This is a genomic window from Faecalibacterium sp. AM43-5AT (genome assembly GCF_003603345.1).
Taxonomy (GTDB): Bacteria; Bacillota; Clostridia; order Oscillospirales; family Ruminococcaceae; genus Faecalibacterium; species Faecalibacterium taiwanense.
The window spans coordinates 57,259-71,640 of sequence record NZ_QVGZ01000005.1 but is presented as its reverse complement, the minus strand read 5'-3'; the positions used below and the strand labels follow the sequence as shown (position 1 = coordinate 71,640).

The 14,382-nt window shown below is 60.3% G+C and carries 14 protein-coding genes; 13 read left to right on the top strand and 1 reads right to left on the bottom strand.

Features of this window, described 5'->3' with window-relative positions; translation table 11 throughout:
* Window positions 1-74 precede the first annotated feature (74 nt).
* The 3 genes from DW937_RS08075 to DW937_RS08065 are packed head-to-tail and all read left to right on the top strand — an operon-like array spanning window position 75 to window position 2,519.
* Window positions 75-1,061, top strand: coding sequence for a TAXI family TRAP transporter solute-binding subunit (locus tag DW937_RS08075; protein ID WP_165852914.1), 987 nt, complete (start codon window positions 75-77; stop codon window positions 1,059-1,061).
* Between the two features lie 14 nt (window positions 1,062-1,075).
* The gene (gltS, locus tag DW937_RS08070) at window positions 1,076-2,263 is read left to right on the top strand and encodes a sodium/glutamate symporter (protein ID WP_118529046.1); all 1,188 of its coding nucleotides are present in this window, start codon (window positions 1,076-1,078) and stop codon (window positions 2,261-2,263) included.
* A gap of 52 nt (window positions 2,264-2,315) precedes the next feature.
* Window positions 2,316-2,519 (top strand): hypothetical protein, encoded by a 204-nt coding sequence (locus DW937_RS08065; protein ID WP_120120601.1) that lies wholly within the window; start codon window positions 2,316-2,318, stop codon window positions 2,517-2,519.
* Window positions 2,520-2,657: 138 nt separating this feature from the next.
* Here the strand turns inward: DW937_RS08065 and DW937_RS08060 are convergent, their stop codons facing one another.
* Window positions 2,658-4,028, bottom strand: coding sequence for an NCS2 family permease (locus DW937_RS08060; protein ID WP_120120600.1), 1,371 nt, complete (start codon window positions 4,026-4,028; stop codon window positions 2,658-2,660).
* A 381-nt stretch (window positions 4,029-4,409) separates the two neighbouring features.
* Between DW937_RS08060 and DW937_RS08055 the strand changes: the two genes are divergently transcribed.
* The 10 genes from DW937_RS08055 (at window position 4,410) to DW937_RS08010 (ending at window position 14,243) form a co-directional block, all read left to right on the top strand.
* Window positions 4,410-4,691, top strand: coding sequence for a chemotaxis protein (locus DW937_RS08055; RefSeq protein ID WP_097775081.1), 282 nt, complete (start codon window positions 4,410-4,412; stop codon window positions 4,689-4,691).
* On the top strand, window positions 4,688-6,136 hold the full coding sequence (locus DW937_RS08050; protein ID WP_120120599.1) for a phage terminase large subunit: 1,449 nt from the start codon (window positions 4,688-4,690) through the stop codon (window positions 6,134-6,136). The genes DW937_RS08055 and DW937_RS08050 overlap by 4 nt, the downstream gene beginning before the upstream one ends.
* 12 nt (window positions 6,137-6,148) lie before the next feature.
* A complete protein-coding gene (locus DW937_RS08045) occupies window positions 6,149-7,963 on the top strand; it encodes a hypothetical protein (protein ID WP_118529052.1) in 1,815 nt (604 codons plus the stop codon).
* A 16-nt stretch (window positions 7,964-7,979) separates the two neighbouring features.
* The gene (locus DW937_RS08040) at window positions 7,980-9,068 is read left to right on the top strand and encodes a ribosomal-processing cysteine protease Prp (protein WP_120120598.1); all 1,089 of its coding nucleotides are present in this window, start codon (window positions 7,980-7,982) and stop codon (window positions 9,066-9,068) included.
* Between the two features lie 28 nt (window positions 9,069-9,096).
* Window positions 9,097-10,095 (top strand): N4-gp56 family major capsid protein, encoded by a 999-nt coding sequence (locus DW937_RS08035; RefSeq protein WP_044954098.1) that lies wholly within the window; start codon window positions 9,097-9,099, stop codon window positions 10,093-10,095.
* 13 nt (window positions 10,096-10,108) lie between these two features.
* Entirely contained in the window at window positions 10,109-10,324 is a 216-nt protein-coding gene (locus DW937_RS08030; RefSeq protein WP_097775085.1) for a hypothetical protein, read from the top strand.
* Window positions 10,325-10,395: 71 nt separating this feature from the next.
* Complete coding sequence (locus DW937_RS08025; RefSeq protein WP_005944627.1) at window positions 10,396-10,779, top strand: hypothetical protein; 384 nt, start codon at window positions 10,396-10,398, stop codon at window positions 10,777-10,779.
* Window positions 10,780-10,791: 12 nt separating this feature from the next.
* Window positions 10,792-12,675, top strand: a complete 1,884-nt coding sequence (locus DW937_RS08020) for a hypothetical protein (protein ID WP_120120597.1) — start codon at window positions 10,792-10,794, stop codon at window positions 12,673-12,675.
* A gap of 3 nt (window positions 12,676-12,678) precedes the next feature.
* Window positions 12,679-12,864, top strand: coding sequence for a hypothetical protein (locus DW937_RS08015; protein WP_005944623.1), 186 nt, complete (start codon window positions 12,679-12,681; stop codon window positions 12,862-12,864).
* A gap of 14 nt (window positions 12,865-12,878) precedes the next feature.
* Entirely contained in the window at window positions 12,879-14,243 is a 1,365-nt protein-coding gene (locus DW937_RS08010) for a cell envelope biogenesis protein TolA (protein ID WP_120120596.1), read from the top strand.
* The last annotated feature ends 139 nt before the right edge of the window (window positions 14,244-14,382 follow it).

The window sequence follows — 14,382 nt, the reverse complement described above, 5'->3', positions numbered from 1 at the left end:
TTGTATTTCATCCGCAATATGCGTATAATTTAGGATAAAAGTTCTGCCGCATTGCGGCGGCAGGAAGAGGAGTGGTGATCTTGAAAAAGAAATGGCTCGCGGCGGCACTGGCAGGCATTCTGCTGGCAGCTGCGGTTCTGAGCGGATGTGCAGCGACAGAAAAGGCCAAACGGCTGCGCTTCGGTGTGGCTGGCGAGGGCGGCATCTACCGGGAGTTCGGTGAGCGGTTCGCAGCATTGGAAAACGAGACGGACAACGGGCAGGTGGAGCTGAAGGCTACCGCCGGTTCCGCAGCGAACCTGCGTCTGCTGACCGGCGAATACCTGCAGCTGGCCATTGCACAGGCAGACCTTGTGCAGGATGCCTATGACCAGACCGGCATCTTTGCCGACGAGGAGGAAAGCCGGGGCTTTGGTGCCGTGGCGGCGCTGTACACCGAGACCTGTCAGGTGGTGGTGCGGGTGGATTCCGACATCCAGTCCATTGAGGACCTGCATGGCAGGACGGTGAGCATCGGCGCGGAAGAATCCGGTTCGGAGCAGAACGCGCGGCAGATCTTATCTGCCTATGGCCTGAACGACAAGATGGTGAGCATGGTAAACCTGAACTATGAGGATGCCGCTGCCCAGCTGAAGGCGGGCAGGGTGGATGCCATCTTTATGACGGTGGGCGCGCCCAGCCCGGTGCTGACCGCTCTGGCAGGCGAGTGCGGCATCCGGCTGCTGAACGTGGACGGTGCGGCAGCACAGCGCCTGCAGAGCGCTTACAGCGCCTACAGCGGCGTTACGCTGCCGGCAGGCACCTATCCCGGACAGACGGAAGAGGTGCAGACGGTGGGTGTGAAAGCCGTTCTGCTGGCCAGCAACGCGCTGCCCGCAAAGCAGGTGCAGCAGCTGACACAGCTTCTGTTCTCCAGCCGGGAAGGGCTGGAAGAGCAGCTGGGCATCCCGCTGGATCCGGAGGAAAACGCAGTAGAGGGCGTTGGCATCCCGTTCCATGCGGGCGCGGCCGCATACTATAAGGCGGCAGGAATTACGGTCGATGAAGCGGCTGGGAACTGAGGGAAAGTAGAGCAATGAAGATCGAATTGGATATGTATCAGACACTGGCCGTTGCTGTGCTGGTGCTGATGCTGGGCAAATTTTTGCGGGCAAGGGTGCAGGTGCTGGAACGTTTCTGCATTCCGGCTCCGGTCATTGGCGGCGTGCTGTTCGCCATTTTTAACTGTGTGTGCTATGTGACCGGCGCTGCCGAGTTTGCATTTGATGATATTCTAAAGGAAGTCTGCATGGTGATGTTTTTCACCTCGGTGGGCTTCCAGGCAAACCTCAAGGTACTGAAAAGCGGCGGAAGAGCGATGATCGTGTTTCTGGGCGTGGTCATCGTGCTGATCGTCAGCCAGAACTTTGTGGCCGTGGGGCTGGCAAAGCTGCTGGGCGTGGATGCGCTGGTGGGCCTTTGCACCGGCTCCATCCCCATGGTGGGCGGTCACGGCACCGCCGGTGCCTTTGGCCCGGTGCTGGAGGACTTTGGCATTCAGGGGGCCACCACCCTGTGTACGGCAGCGGCCACCTATGGCCTGATCGCGGGCAGCATGATGGGCGGCCCCATCGGTAAGATGCTCATTGAGCGGCACAACCTGCTGGCCACGGTGGTACCGGAGGATGACAGCCTACTGGTGGAAGAAGAAATGAAGCACGAGCGCCACACCACCATGTACCCGGCGGCAAGCTTCCAGCTGATCGTCGCAATGGGCATCGGCACGGTGCTGTCCAGACTTCTAAGCCTGACGGGCATGACCTTCCCCATCTATATCGGTGCCATGATCGCGGCGGCCATCATCCGCAATGTGGGTGAGTATGGCGGCGGCTACACCGTGTATATGGGCGAGATCAACGATATTGGCGGCATCTGCCTTTCGCTGTTCCTGGGCATGGCCATGATCACCCTGAAGCTGTGGCAGCTGGCAGAGCTGGCCTTGCCGCTGATCGTGCTGCTGGCCGGGCAGACTCTGTTCATGATCCTGTATGTGGTACTGGTGGTGTTCAACATCATGGGCCGCGATTACGACGCGGCGGTGATCGTATCCGGCACCTGCGGCTTTGGCATGGGCGCAACGCCCAACGCTATGGCCAACATGCAGGCCATCTGCGATAAATATTCGCCCTCGGTCAAGGCGTATCTGCTGATCCCGCTGGTGGGCAGTCTGTTTGCGGACTTTCTGAACAGTCTGGTCATTACGGTGTTCATCAATTTTATCTGAAGCTGATCTTTACAGTTCGGGCGGGCTTCCGCACCGGGAAAGGAGACGTGCAATGTCGCTTTATCACCATCTGAAAACGTGGCTCGGAAAAAAGCGGGAGCATCCCCATGAGGAAGAAACCGTGGCCGTGCCGGAGATCCATACCGGCAAGGTGGCGCACCATGTGGACGCGGACGGCACTCCGGCGGCAGATAAGCCGATCCACTATGATAACGTGGCTATCCCGGAAGTGCATATCCACCCGCGGCGCAAATAACCCTGATCGCTAAAAAAGAATAGTTCCACGCCGGACAGCCCGGAGCGAATGCACAGGCTGTTCCGGATCACAGGAAGCAGAAAAGCTCCCGTCCATCATCAGGACGGGAGCTTTTTTGCTTGCGGTAAGATCAGCGGCTTAGAGGAACACGTACTTGAGGATGAACAGCACGGTCAGCACATACATCAGGGGGCTGATCTTCTTTTCCTTGGCCTTGCCGGTGACCAGATTGATCAGGGTCCAGGAGATCACGCCGATGGCGATGCCCTCGGAAATGCTGTAAGCGGTGGGCATGGCCAGAATGGTCAGGAAGGCGGGGATGCCCTCGCTGGGGTCATTGAAGTCGATCTTGACGGCGGAACCCATCATGTAGAAGCCCACGATGATCAGGGCCGGAGCCGTTGCAAAGGACGGGATGGTGAGGAACAGAGGGCTGAAGATGGTTGCCAGCAGGAATAGGATGCCGGTGGTCATGGCGGTCAGACCGGTGCGGCCGCCCTCGGTAACGCCGGAAGCACTCTCGACGAAGGTGGTGGTGGTGGAAGTGCCCAGCACAGCGCCTGCGCAGGTGGCGATGGAGTCGGCCATCAGTGCGCCCTTGATGTGGGGCAGCTTGCCGTCCTCGTCCAGCATGTCGGCCTTGGAGGCAACACCGATCAGGGTGCCCAGAGTATCGAACAGGTCAACGAACAGGAAGGAGAACATGACGGCGAAGAAGTTCAGGATGCCAACGCCGGAGAAATCGGTCTTGAATACCTGACCGAAGGTCTTGCCCAGCGCGGAGAAGTCGAAGCTGACAAAAGCGGTGGGGATAACGGAGTACATGCCTGCGTCGGGGTTGGGAACATAGATGCCGGCGATCTCGCAGAGGATGCCCAGCACCCAGGTGATAAGAATGCCGTACAGGATACCGCCCTTGACCTTCTTTACCAGCAGGATGGCGGTGATCACGATACCCAACAGGGCAAGGATCGCGCCCATGCCCACGCTGGAGAAGGTGTCGCCCTTGAAGTGCTGGTAGGTGACGAGGGTGGAATCGCTGTTGACGATCAGCTTTGCGTTCTGCAGGCCAACGAAAGCAACGAACAGGCCGATGCCCACGCTGACGGCGCTCTTCAGGGTCATGGGGATGGCATTGAAGATGCCTTCACGGACATTGGTGAGGGACAGCACGATGAAGATGATGCCCTCTACAAAGACGGCCATCAGGGCCAACTGCCAGCTGTAGCCCATGGTGAGAACGACCGTGTAGGAGAAGTAGGCGTTCAGGCCCATGCCGGGTGCCAGTGCAAACGGATAGTTGGCAAGCAGAGCCATAAGCGCAGTGCCAACAAAGGATGCCAGCGCGGTGGCGATCAGAACGGCTTCCGAATCCATGCCGGAAGCAGAAAGGATGTTGGGATTGACCGCAAGGATGTAAGCCATGGTCATGAAGGTGGTGATACCTGCCATGATCTCGGTCTTGACATCGGTGTGGTTCTCTTTCAGATGAAAGATGTTTTCTAACATGAGAAACCTCCTGATTCAGATAAAACATCCCGTCCGTGCGTGGGACGGGAAAGAACAGAACCTATTGTAACATTTTACAAAAGCATTTGTCCACAGAATAAACACACTTTTTTAATTTTCTGTCCAAAAATCGCAAATGAGTATGACTTTGAAGGTTTTCTGCGGGTCTGCCACAAATTTTGATGGAGAAAAAACACTGCTTTTGAAAAGATACGAAACAGCGATGAATTACAAGAAACGAAAATATACGAATCGGATTCTTGAATTTAAAATATACGCTATGGCCCTGTAAAAGTGCACACTGTTGGGAAAGCAGCACCAGTGGTATCCTTTTGCCATAGCCCAGCACACCAGGGCGGAAAGGAGCTGATACCCAACACCATGGGGCAGACAAAACAGGCCAGAGGGCTGGCCAGCCTGAGCCGAGCCACGGACACCCTGAGCACCCTGCTGGCACAGCAGGTGCGGGAACTGAATGCCCGGCAGAAGGCAGCAAAAAAGGAAGGCGCATCGGGGGCAGGCACCATGAAAGACCTCAAGGAGGCCACGGCGGTGCTCAAGGATCTGGCCGGTGTAGCCAAGACCCTGAACGATCAGGGGGCACAGGCAGAAGGAGCGGAGTGCGGCGTGGTGCTGCTGCCGACGGTGGAGGAAGAACCATGAGCATTGTACAAGCAAGAGTGCCGGTGATCTGGCGGCCCCAGCCGCGGCAGGCCGAATTTATGAGCCGCCCGGAACCGGAAGCGCTGTACGGCGGTGCAGCAGGCGGCGGCAAGAGCGACGCGCTGGTGATCGAAGCGCTGCGGCAGGTGCACATTCCGCACTACCGGGCGCTGATCCTGCGCAAGACCTACCCGCAGCTTTCCGATCTGGTGGACAAGAGCCAGGTGTACTACCACAGGGCGTTCCCGCAGGCACAGTACAACGCCACGGCCCATGTGTGGAACTTCCCCAGCGGGGCAAAAATTTACTTTGGCTCCATGCAGTACACCAAGGACCGTACCAATTATCAGGGCAAGGCCTTCGATTTTATCGGCTTTGACGAGCTGACCCACTTTGAATGGGAAGAGTACAGCTACATGATGAGCCGCAACCGTCCCACCGGCCCGGGCACCCGGGTGTACATGCGGGCCACCACCAATCCCGGCGGCATCGGCCACGGGTGGGTGAAGGCACGGTTCATCACGCCCGCACCGCCCGGAACGCCTATCACCGAAGAATACACGGTAAAGCTGCCGGACGGCACCGAACAGAAGCTGCAGCGAGCGCGGGTGTTCATCCCTTCCAGCATTTTTGATAACCCCGCCCTGCTGGCAAACGACCCCGGCTACCTTGCAAGCCTTGCCAGTATGCCGGAAGCGGAAAAGCAGGCGCTGCTCTACGGCAGCTGGGACAGCTTTTCCGGACAGGTGTTTACCGAATGGCGCAACGACCCGGCCCGCTACGAAGACCAGCGCTGGACCCATGTGATCGCACCGTTCACCATCCCGAAGCACTGGCAGCTCTACCGCGGGTTCGACTTTGGCTTTTCCAAGCCGTTCTCGGTGGGGTGGTACGCAGCGGACGAGGAGGGGCGGCTGTACCGCATCAAGGAGCTGTACGGCTGCACCGGCAGGCCGAACGAGGGCCTGCGCATCGACCCGGTGGAACAGGCCCGGCGCATCCGGGAGGCAGAGCAGAACGACCCGCTTTTGCGCGGCAGGGTGATCCACGGCATTGCCGATCCGGCCATCTTCGATGAGAGCCGCGGCGAAAGCATTGCCGCTATGATGGAGCGCAGCCCGAACTTCCTGCGCTGGTCCCCCGGCGACAACACCCGGCTTGCGGGCAAGATGCAGTTCCACTACCGGCTGAATTTTGATGCGGACGGCAGGCCGATGTTTCAGGTGTTCAATACCTGCAAGCACTTTATCCGCACGATCCCGAACCTTGTGTACGACGAAAGCAACGTGGAGGACATCGACACCCGGCAGGAGGATCACATTTACGACGAGTGCCGCTATGTGCTGATGGAGAACCCTATCAGCCCGCCGGTGCGCTGTGCTGCGCCGCCCATGCCCGACGACCCGCTGAACCTGCACAAGCGGGCAAGATTTTACAGAATTTAAAGGAGAAACGCAATGGACGATTACGAGAACGAAGCTTTGCCCGTGGGTGAAGCACAGGTGGCCGAGGCCATGCAGACCTTGCAGAGGTACAAGGCGGGCAAGGCCGCGCTGGACAAGCGCATTGTGGATAACGAGCTGTGGTTCCGCATGGGCCATTGGAAGAACTACCAGAACCCCATGATGCCCGGCAAGGCCCAGCCTTCCAGCGGGTGGCTGTTCAACAGCATTGCCAACAAGCACGCCGATGCCATGGACAACTACCCGGAACCGAACGTGCTGCCCCGAGAGGCAGATGACGAGGACACCGCACGGGCACTTTCCAGCGTATTGCCGGTGGTGCTGGAACAGGCCGACTACGAGCAGGTGTACAGCGACTGCTGGTGGCGCAAGCTCAAACAGGGCACCGGCGTGACCGGTATCTTCTGGGACCCTGCAATGCGCGGCGGCATTGGCGACATTGCGGTGCGCAGCGTGAACCTGCTGATGCTCTACTGGGAGCCGGGCGTGGCGGATATTCAGGCATCGCCGGACTTTTTCAGCCTGAGCCTTGAGGACACGGCCCGGCTGTGCGCGCAGTACCCGCAGCTGGCAGGACACACCGCCAGCGTGCTGGACGTGCCCCGGTACATCCACGATGAAGGGCAGGACACCAGCTCCAAGAGCGTGGTGGTGGACTGGTACTACAAGCGCCCGGATGAAACGGGGCGCATGGTGCTGCACTACTGCAAGTTCTGCAACGGCGTGGTGCTGTACGCCAGCCAGAACGACCCGGCGCTGGCAGAAAGCGGCCTGTACGACCACGGGCAGTACCCCTTTGTATTTGACCCGCTGTTCGTGGAGGAGGACAGCCCGGCGGGCTTTGGCTACATCGATGTGATGAAGGACTGCCAGACCGCCATTGACAAGATGAACCATGCCATGGACGAGAACGTGCTGCTGAGTGCAAAGCAGCGGTATGTGCTCAGCGACACGGCGGGTGTGAACGAGGAAGAGCTGGCCGATTTCAGCCGGGACATCGTGCATGTGGTGGGACGGCTCAACGACGACAGTTTCCGTCCGCTGCAGACGGCGGGCCTGCAGGGCAACAGCCTGAGTTACCGCCAGAGCCGCATTGAAGAGCTGAAGGAGATCAGCGGCAACCGGGACATGACGCAGGGCGGCACTGCCGGAGGTGTGACCGCAGCCAGCGCCATTGCGGCCTTGCAGGAGGCAGGCAGCAAACTCAGCCGCGATATGCTCAAGAGCGCCTACCGTGCTTTTGCAAAGCAGTGCTATCTCATCATCGAGCTGATGCGCCAGTTCTACGACGAGCAGCGAGTGTTCCGCATCGTGGGCGAAAGCGGCGAGAGCCGGTTCGTGCCCTTCTCGGCGCAGGCGCTGCGGGCGGTGCCCGGCGGCAGCGTGGGCGGCGTGGAACTGGGCAGTCGGGAGCCGATCTTTGACATCGTGGTGAGCGCCGCCAAGAAGAGCACCTTCAGCCGTCTTTCCCAGAACGAGACGGCCAAGGAGTGCTATCAGCTGGGCTTTTTCAAGCCGGAAAATGCCGATGCCGCCCTTGCGGCACTGGAAATGATGGACTTTGAAGGCATTGAGAAGGTGCGTCAGCGGGTGCGGCAGAACGGTACCCTTGCCCAGCAGCTGGCTAGGATGCAGCAGCAGATGGCACAGATGGCGGCGGTGATCGCCCAGCAGGGCACCGGGCCTGACGAACCGGCCCGCAGTGCAGGCGGTGCGTCTGCGCAGAAGGACGTGCAGGCGGTAAAGCTGGCGGGCCTTGGCAATGCCCTGCCGGTGGCCGCCGCTGCACGTGCCATGGACATCCATTAAAAAGGAGGTGAATTTTATGATGAAAGTTTGTTACAGCGAGATGGATACCCCCGCCGGGCTGAGCTGCCGGCTGGAAGCTGCCGGTCATGCAGGCTATGCGCCTGCCGGGCAGGACATCGTTTGTGCAGGAGCCAGCACCGTGATGCAGGGCCTTGTGTACCTGCTGGCCGGGGAAGAGAATGCCCACAGCGAAGCCTTTGATGAGCCGGACGGCCCGCGTCTGGCAGTGAGCGTGGATGCGCCCTGCGAAGAATGGGTGCGCGGTGCCTTTGAGCTGGCCAAAGCCTGCTTTGTGCTGCTGGCCGAACGCTACCCGGAGAATGTCCGCTTTGCGGATGTGAGCCGCAGAGGAAAGGAGAGCATGATGGATCTGCAGCTGTTTGCAGCGGAGGCGACCGCCGCCTGCGGCGGAAATAGGGAGCCGAGGCTGGGGCAGCGGCCAGCAGAACACGAGTGCCGCTCAAGGCACGAAGTGGACGCTGAGAGCCGCAACTCGTGGGGAGCCTTTATGCTACAGCTCTTTGCAGAGGGAGAAGCCGCTCCCCCTGCCCTGAGCGAAGCGCAGACCCGGCAGGCAGTGGCCTCCGGCACCATGAAGCCGGACGAAGCAAAAGCGCCCGCTGTGCCGCAGACTTCGGCAGAGAAAACCGTAGAGCTGCAGCCGGAAAAGCCCCGGCAGGAACTGCCCGTGCAGCGCCCGGAACTGCCGCCGCTGTCCAGCTTTGCCCGCAGCACACAGGCTGCTGTGCACAGCCTGCATGCCCGCTGGGCGGCAGAGGAAGCGGCCATGCGCCGCAGCCAGCCGGATTTTGATCTGCAGAACGAGCTGCGCAGCCCGGAGATGCGCCGCCTGATGCAGCTGCCCGGCATGAGGGTGCGGGATGCGTACCGTCTGGCCCACTACGACGAAAACCTGCGCACTGCAGCGCAGGCTGTGGAGCAGGGCGTGATGGAACGCATTCAGCAGCGGGCCGCACGGCCCACCGAAAACGGCATCCGGCCCGGCGGCGCGGCTACCGTCCGCCCGGATGTAGCCAGCATGACCCGCGCCCAGCGAGAAGCACTGGAACGCCGTGTGCTCCACGGAGCACAGATCGAATTGTGACTATTTTACAAGAGAAAGGAATATGAGCATGAACAAGAATTTCAACATCCAGCTGTTTGCGGAAAACCTGAACACCACCGCTACCATGTCGAAAGAGATGAAAACCTTCTACGAGAAGCGTCTCATCGATCAGGCAGAGCCGCGTCTGGTGCACGACCAGTTTGCGGACTACTACCCTGTGCCCCAGAACGGCGGCAAGACCATTGAGTTCCGCAAGTACGACAGCCTGCCCAAGGCATCCACTCCGCTGACCGAGGGCGTGACCCCGAACGGTCAGGCACTGAATGTGACCACCATCACCAGCGATCTGCACCAGTACGGCGGCTGGACTCCGCTGACCGACGTGCTGCAGATGACCGCCATTGACAACAATGTGGTGCAGGCCACCCGTGTGCTGGCAAGTCAGGCAGGCCGCACCATGGACAGCATTACCCGCGATGTGCTGGCGGGCGGCACCAATGTGATCTATGCGCCCAAGCTGGCCGCAGACGGCACCGAGACTGCCGTTGCCAGCCGCAAGGCACTGGACAAGACCTGCACCCTGACCCCGAAGCTGTTCTTTCAGGCGGCGGCACAGTTGGGCGCGATGAACGCCGACCCCATCGGCGACAGCTACATTGCCATCATCCACCCCTACGCCGCCTACGACCTGAAGACCAGCAAGGAGTTCATTGAGGTGCACAAGTACGCCGACCCGGACACCATGTTCCGCGGCGAGATCGGCAAGCTGGGCAACATCCGCTTCATCGAGACCAGCGAGGCCAAGATCTGGAAGGATTCCACCTGCCCGGACGGTCTGGCTGTGTTCGGCACGCTGGTGCTGGGTGCCCATGCCTACGGCGTGACCGAGCTGGAAGGCGGCGGTCTGGAGCACATTGTCAAGCAGCTGGGCTACGGCGACGACCCGCTGAACCAGCGCGCTTCCGTGGGCTGGAAGGGCATGCGTGCGGCAGAGCGTCTGGTGGAGCAGTACATGGTGCGCATTGAGAGTGCATCCAGCTATTCTGCTACCGCTGCCGCAAACTGAGGAGGCGTGAGCCATGGCTGAAAAGAAAAATGTGCGCATCCGGCTGTTCAAGGATAACAGCCGCTACAAGGGCGATCTGTTCGTCAGCGTGAACGGTGTGAACTATAAGATCCGCCGCGGCGTGGAGGTGGAAGTGCCGCCCGAAGTGGCCGAGGTGCTGGAGCACAGCCAGATGCAGGATGAGCTGACCGCCGCCCGCATTGCGGCGGCAGAGAACGCCGCCCAGTAAACCCGCAACAGACAAAAAGCCCGGCTGGGGAGTCTGCCCGGCCGGGCCTTTATAAAAAGGAGAGTGAGCATATGACCGTAGGACAGGCGCTGGAACGCGCCGAAGAGCTGCGCCCGGGCAGCCGCATTGCGCTGGCCACCCGGCAGGCGTGGCTGAAGGAAGCAGACGCGATGCTGCGGGAACGCTTTTTTAAAAACAGCATCACAGATGCATACGACGATGTGGGCGCAGACCTTGCATGGGACGACAGCCTGCAGGACGACGATGTGCTGCTGGCACCGGCACCCTTTGATGCGCTGTATCCGCATTATCTGTGTGCCATGACCGATGCGGCCCTTGGTGAGACCGACCGCTACGTCGGGGAGCAGGCCCAGTACAACAGTCTGCTGGCAGATCTGGCGGCGTGGCTGCGGCGCAGCTACCCGACCCTGACGGGTGCCCAGTGGCGCTGGTAAGGAGGTGAGAGCATGGTTCTGGCAAACAGAGCGAAGCTGCAGAACAGCCGCAGTCTTGTGAGGGTATTCGGCGGGCTGAACGAGACCTATGCCTGCTCGGAAGCAGAGTACAGCGCGGGCGTGAATTTTTCTGCCCGGGATTTCCCGGCGCTGAGCACCCGCAAGCCGCGCCGCAAGCTGAGGGAGTTGACCGGGCTGAACGGCATGTATCACCTGAACGGGCTGCTGACCGTCTGTGGGAAGGATCTGATCTACACGCCGGATGCCGACGGCGCGAACCCGGTGACCTGCACCGAGGCAGTGACCGACGGCAAAAAGGCACTGGTGGGCATTGGTACAAAAATCCTGATCTTCCCGGACAAGGTAGCATTTGATACAGCGGACGGAAGTGTTTCGGCACTGGGAGCTGTATGGCAGGCAGAGGGACAGAGCGTGCAGTTTGCACCCTGCGATGCCGCGGGCAAGGCCTACGAGGTGAGCGGTTACGGCAAGGAGGAACCGGAGAAGCCTGCAGACGGACAGCTCTTTTTGAAGGTGGAAGACGAGGAGCACCCATGGGCCAGCACCAGCACACTGGAAGAGTACAGCGCATCCTCCGGCAACTGGACGGCAGTGCCGCTGGAATACTGCCGCATCACAGCGGCGGGCGCGCAGAGGCTATTTGCCCAGTGGGACACCGTGACCGTGCAGGGCACGGCAGCACAGCAGGCTGGCATGTGGACAAAGCTGGACGGGGATCTGGTAGTTTACGATGTGCTGGAAAACGGGCTGCGCGTGCGGGTAAGCCCGGAGGGAGATCATGTTTACGGCACGCTGGTGCAGAGCGCCGAGAGCGCCCAGTGGACCAGCTTGGACGGCAAGGAGACACGCAGCTTTGCGGTGAGCACGCCGGTGCGGATGGAACGCCGCGTGCCGGATCTGGACTACGTTACCGAGTGCGACAACCGGGTATGGGGCTGCAGCAGCAAGGAAAACGTGATCTATGCCTGCCGCTTAGGCGACCCCACCAACTGGTTTTCCTACCGGGGCATTGCGGCAGACAGCTACGCAGTGACGGTGGGCAGCGATGGTGCGTTTACCGGCGCGGCCACATGCATGGGCTATGCACTGTTCTTTAAGGAGAACACACTGCACAAGCTCTATGGCTCCAAGCCTTCGGATTTTCAGCTCACCTCGCTGCGCTGCCGGGGCGTTGCCAAAAACGCGGCGCGCAGCCTGTGTGTGCTGAACGAGACGCTCTATTATCTTTCGCCGGACGGTGTGATGGCATGGGACGGCAGCATTCCAACAAAAGTGTCCGGCGCGTTGGATTCGGGCCGACTGGCCAATGTGCAGAGCGCGGTGGGCAGTGCGCTGGATGGCCGCTATTACCTGCATGTGGCCCGCACGGCGGCAGGCGAAAATACGGCAAGGCTGCTGGTGTACGATACCGAGCGCGCGCTCTGGAGCGAAGAAAACGTGTGCTCCTACGAGATGACCAGCACCGGCGGACAGCTTTATCTGTGGGACGGGCAGGCACTGTGGGCCGCAGATCCCAGCCGCGAAGCGGACTGGCAGGCCACCGACGGTGTGGAGGAAAAGCTGAACTTTGAGCTGACCACTGGTGACATTGGGCTGGACGGGGCCGAGGACCGGTATCTTTCCCGACTGACGCTGCGGCTGGATGCCGAGTGCAGCAGTACGGTGGAGGTGGCCGCCAGCTATGACGGCGGCCCATGGGAGACGGTGGCAAGCCTGACGGCACAGGACAAGCGGCGCAGCTTTGATCTGCCGTTCGTGCCCCGGAGGCACGGCACCCTGCGGCTGCGCCTGAAGGGCAGGGGACAGATCACCCTGCGCAGCATTGCAAAAACAATGGCCGCTGCCAAGGGCGGCATTGCAGGCGGGGAGGTGTGACGAATGGCAAGCGTGATGGGCATTAACAAGATCGGCCTGCCCAAGCTCAGCGAGAACATGGACCCGGAGGATGCCCGCGCCCTGCGCAGCTACCTGTACCAGATGCAGGAACAGCTGCAGTATGTACTGAGCAATCTGGACGTTGAAAACATGTCCGACGAGATGCGCACGAAACTGCAGAATTTATAAGGAAAGGATCATATATGGCAAACAGAAAGAAAAAGGACGAAGCGCTTGCCGCTGTGCAGGCGCAGACGGAGGGCAGCGGCCAGCCTGCCGTGCAGAGCGGCTATTCGGCAGCGGGACTGGACAGCCGTTCGGAGGTGGAAAACGCGCTGGCAAATTCCAGCTACAAGCCCAGCCAGACCGTGACGGATGCTGCAGATGCGCTGAAGGAGTGGCAGGCAAACCGCCCGGGCGATTATCAGAGCAGCTATCAGGAGCGGATCGACCAGCTTTTGAACCAGCTGCTGCAGCGTGAGAGCTTCCAGTACAGCTACACCAAGGATCCGCTCTACCGCCAGTACGAGCAGAACTATTTGCAGAACGCCCACAACGCCAGCGCAGATGCTGCGGCGCAGGCTGCAGCCCTGACCGGCGGTTATGGCTCCAGCTATGCCACGAGCGCCGCCCAGCAGGCGTATCAGCAGCAGATCGGTGCGCTGAGCAGCGCCATCCCCACGCTGTACAGTCTGGCGCTGGATACGTATACCAGCGGCGGCAACGAGCTGGTGAGCCAGCTGGATCAGCTGAACAACAGCGAACAGGATGCCCAGCAGCAGTACAACAACAAGCTCTCGGACTACTACACCCAGCTGCAGCAGAAGGGCGAAGCATACAACAACGCCTATGCACAGGACTACGGGCAGTATCAGGATTATCTGAGCCAGCTGGGAACCCTGCACGATTATTACTCCGCGCAGGAACAGCAGCAGGCAGCACGCCGCCAGCAGGTGTTCAACAATGTGATGACCGTGCTGGGTGTGCTGGGCGATGCGGTGCAGATCGTTCTCAGCGGCACCACGGGCGTTGGCTCCATGCTGAGCGGTCTGCTGAATACCGGCTATAACATCTACTCCGGCAACCGTCAGTACGAGGCAGACCGTGCGGACACTCAGTGGAACCAGCAGCTGCAGGAGCGTCAGTATCAGGACAGCCTGAACCAGCAGCGCTACGAGAACGAGACGAGCGAGCGGGAGTATCAGGACAAACTCAACCAGCAGAAATTCAACAACGATGTCACAAGCCAGAAGCTGAACATCGCACTGGGCGAGTGGAACCTGAAAAAGTACAATGCAGCGCAGAAAGCAAGCCGCGCTGGCAGCACGGCGGCAGGCAGTAAGACTGGCGGCACTGGCACGGGCAGTACGTCCTCCGGTACGGCCAGCCGCAGCACGGGCACTGCCACCCGTCTGGGCAGTGACACCTCCCGGAATGTGACGGTGCCCTACATGGCCATGCTGATGCGCAGCCAGGGCAAGAGCGATACCAGCATCAGCACCGCACTGCGGCAGGATGGCTATTCCAGCGCAGAGATCGCACAGATCCTGCAGCAGATGAAGCGCTGACCGTGCGGATGGATATCAAACAATAAAAAGCATGTGCAGAGCACACAGGAGCCGTTCCGGCCAGAGGTGTTCTGCACATGCTTTTTTAGCAGAAAATAATGGCGTGCTGTTCGAGTCCCACTGGGATACCCCACCAAAT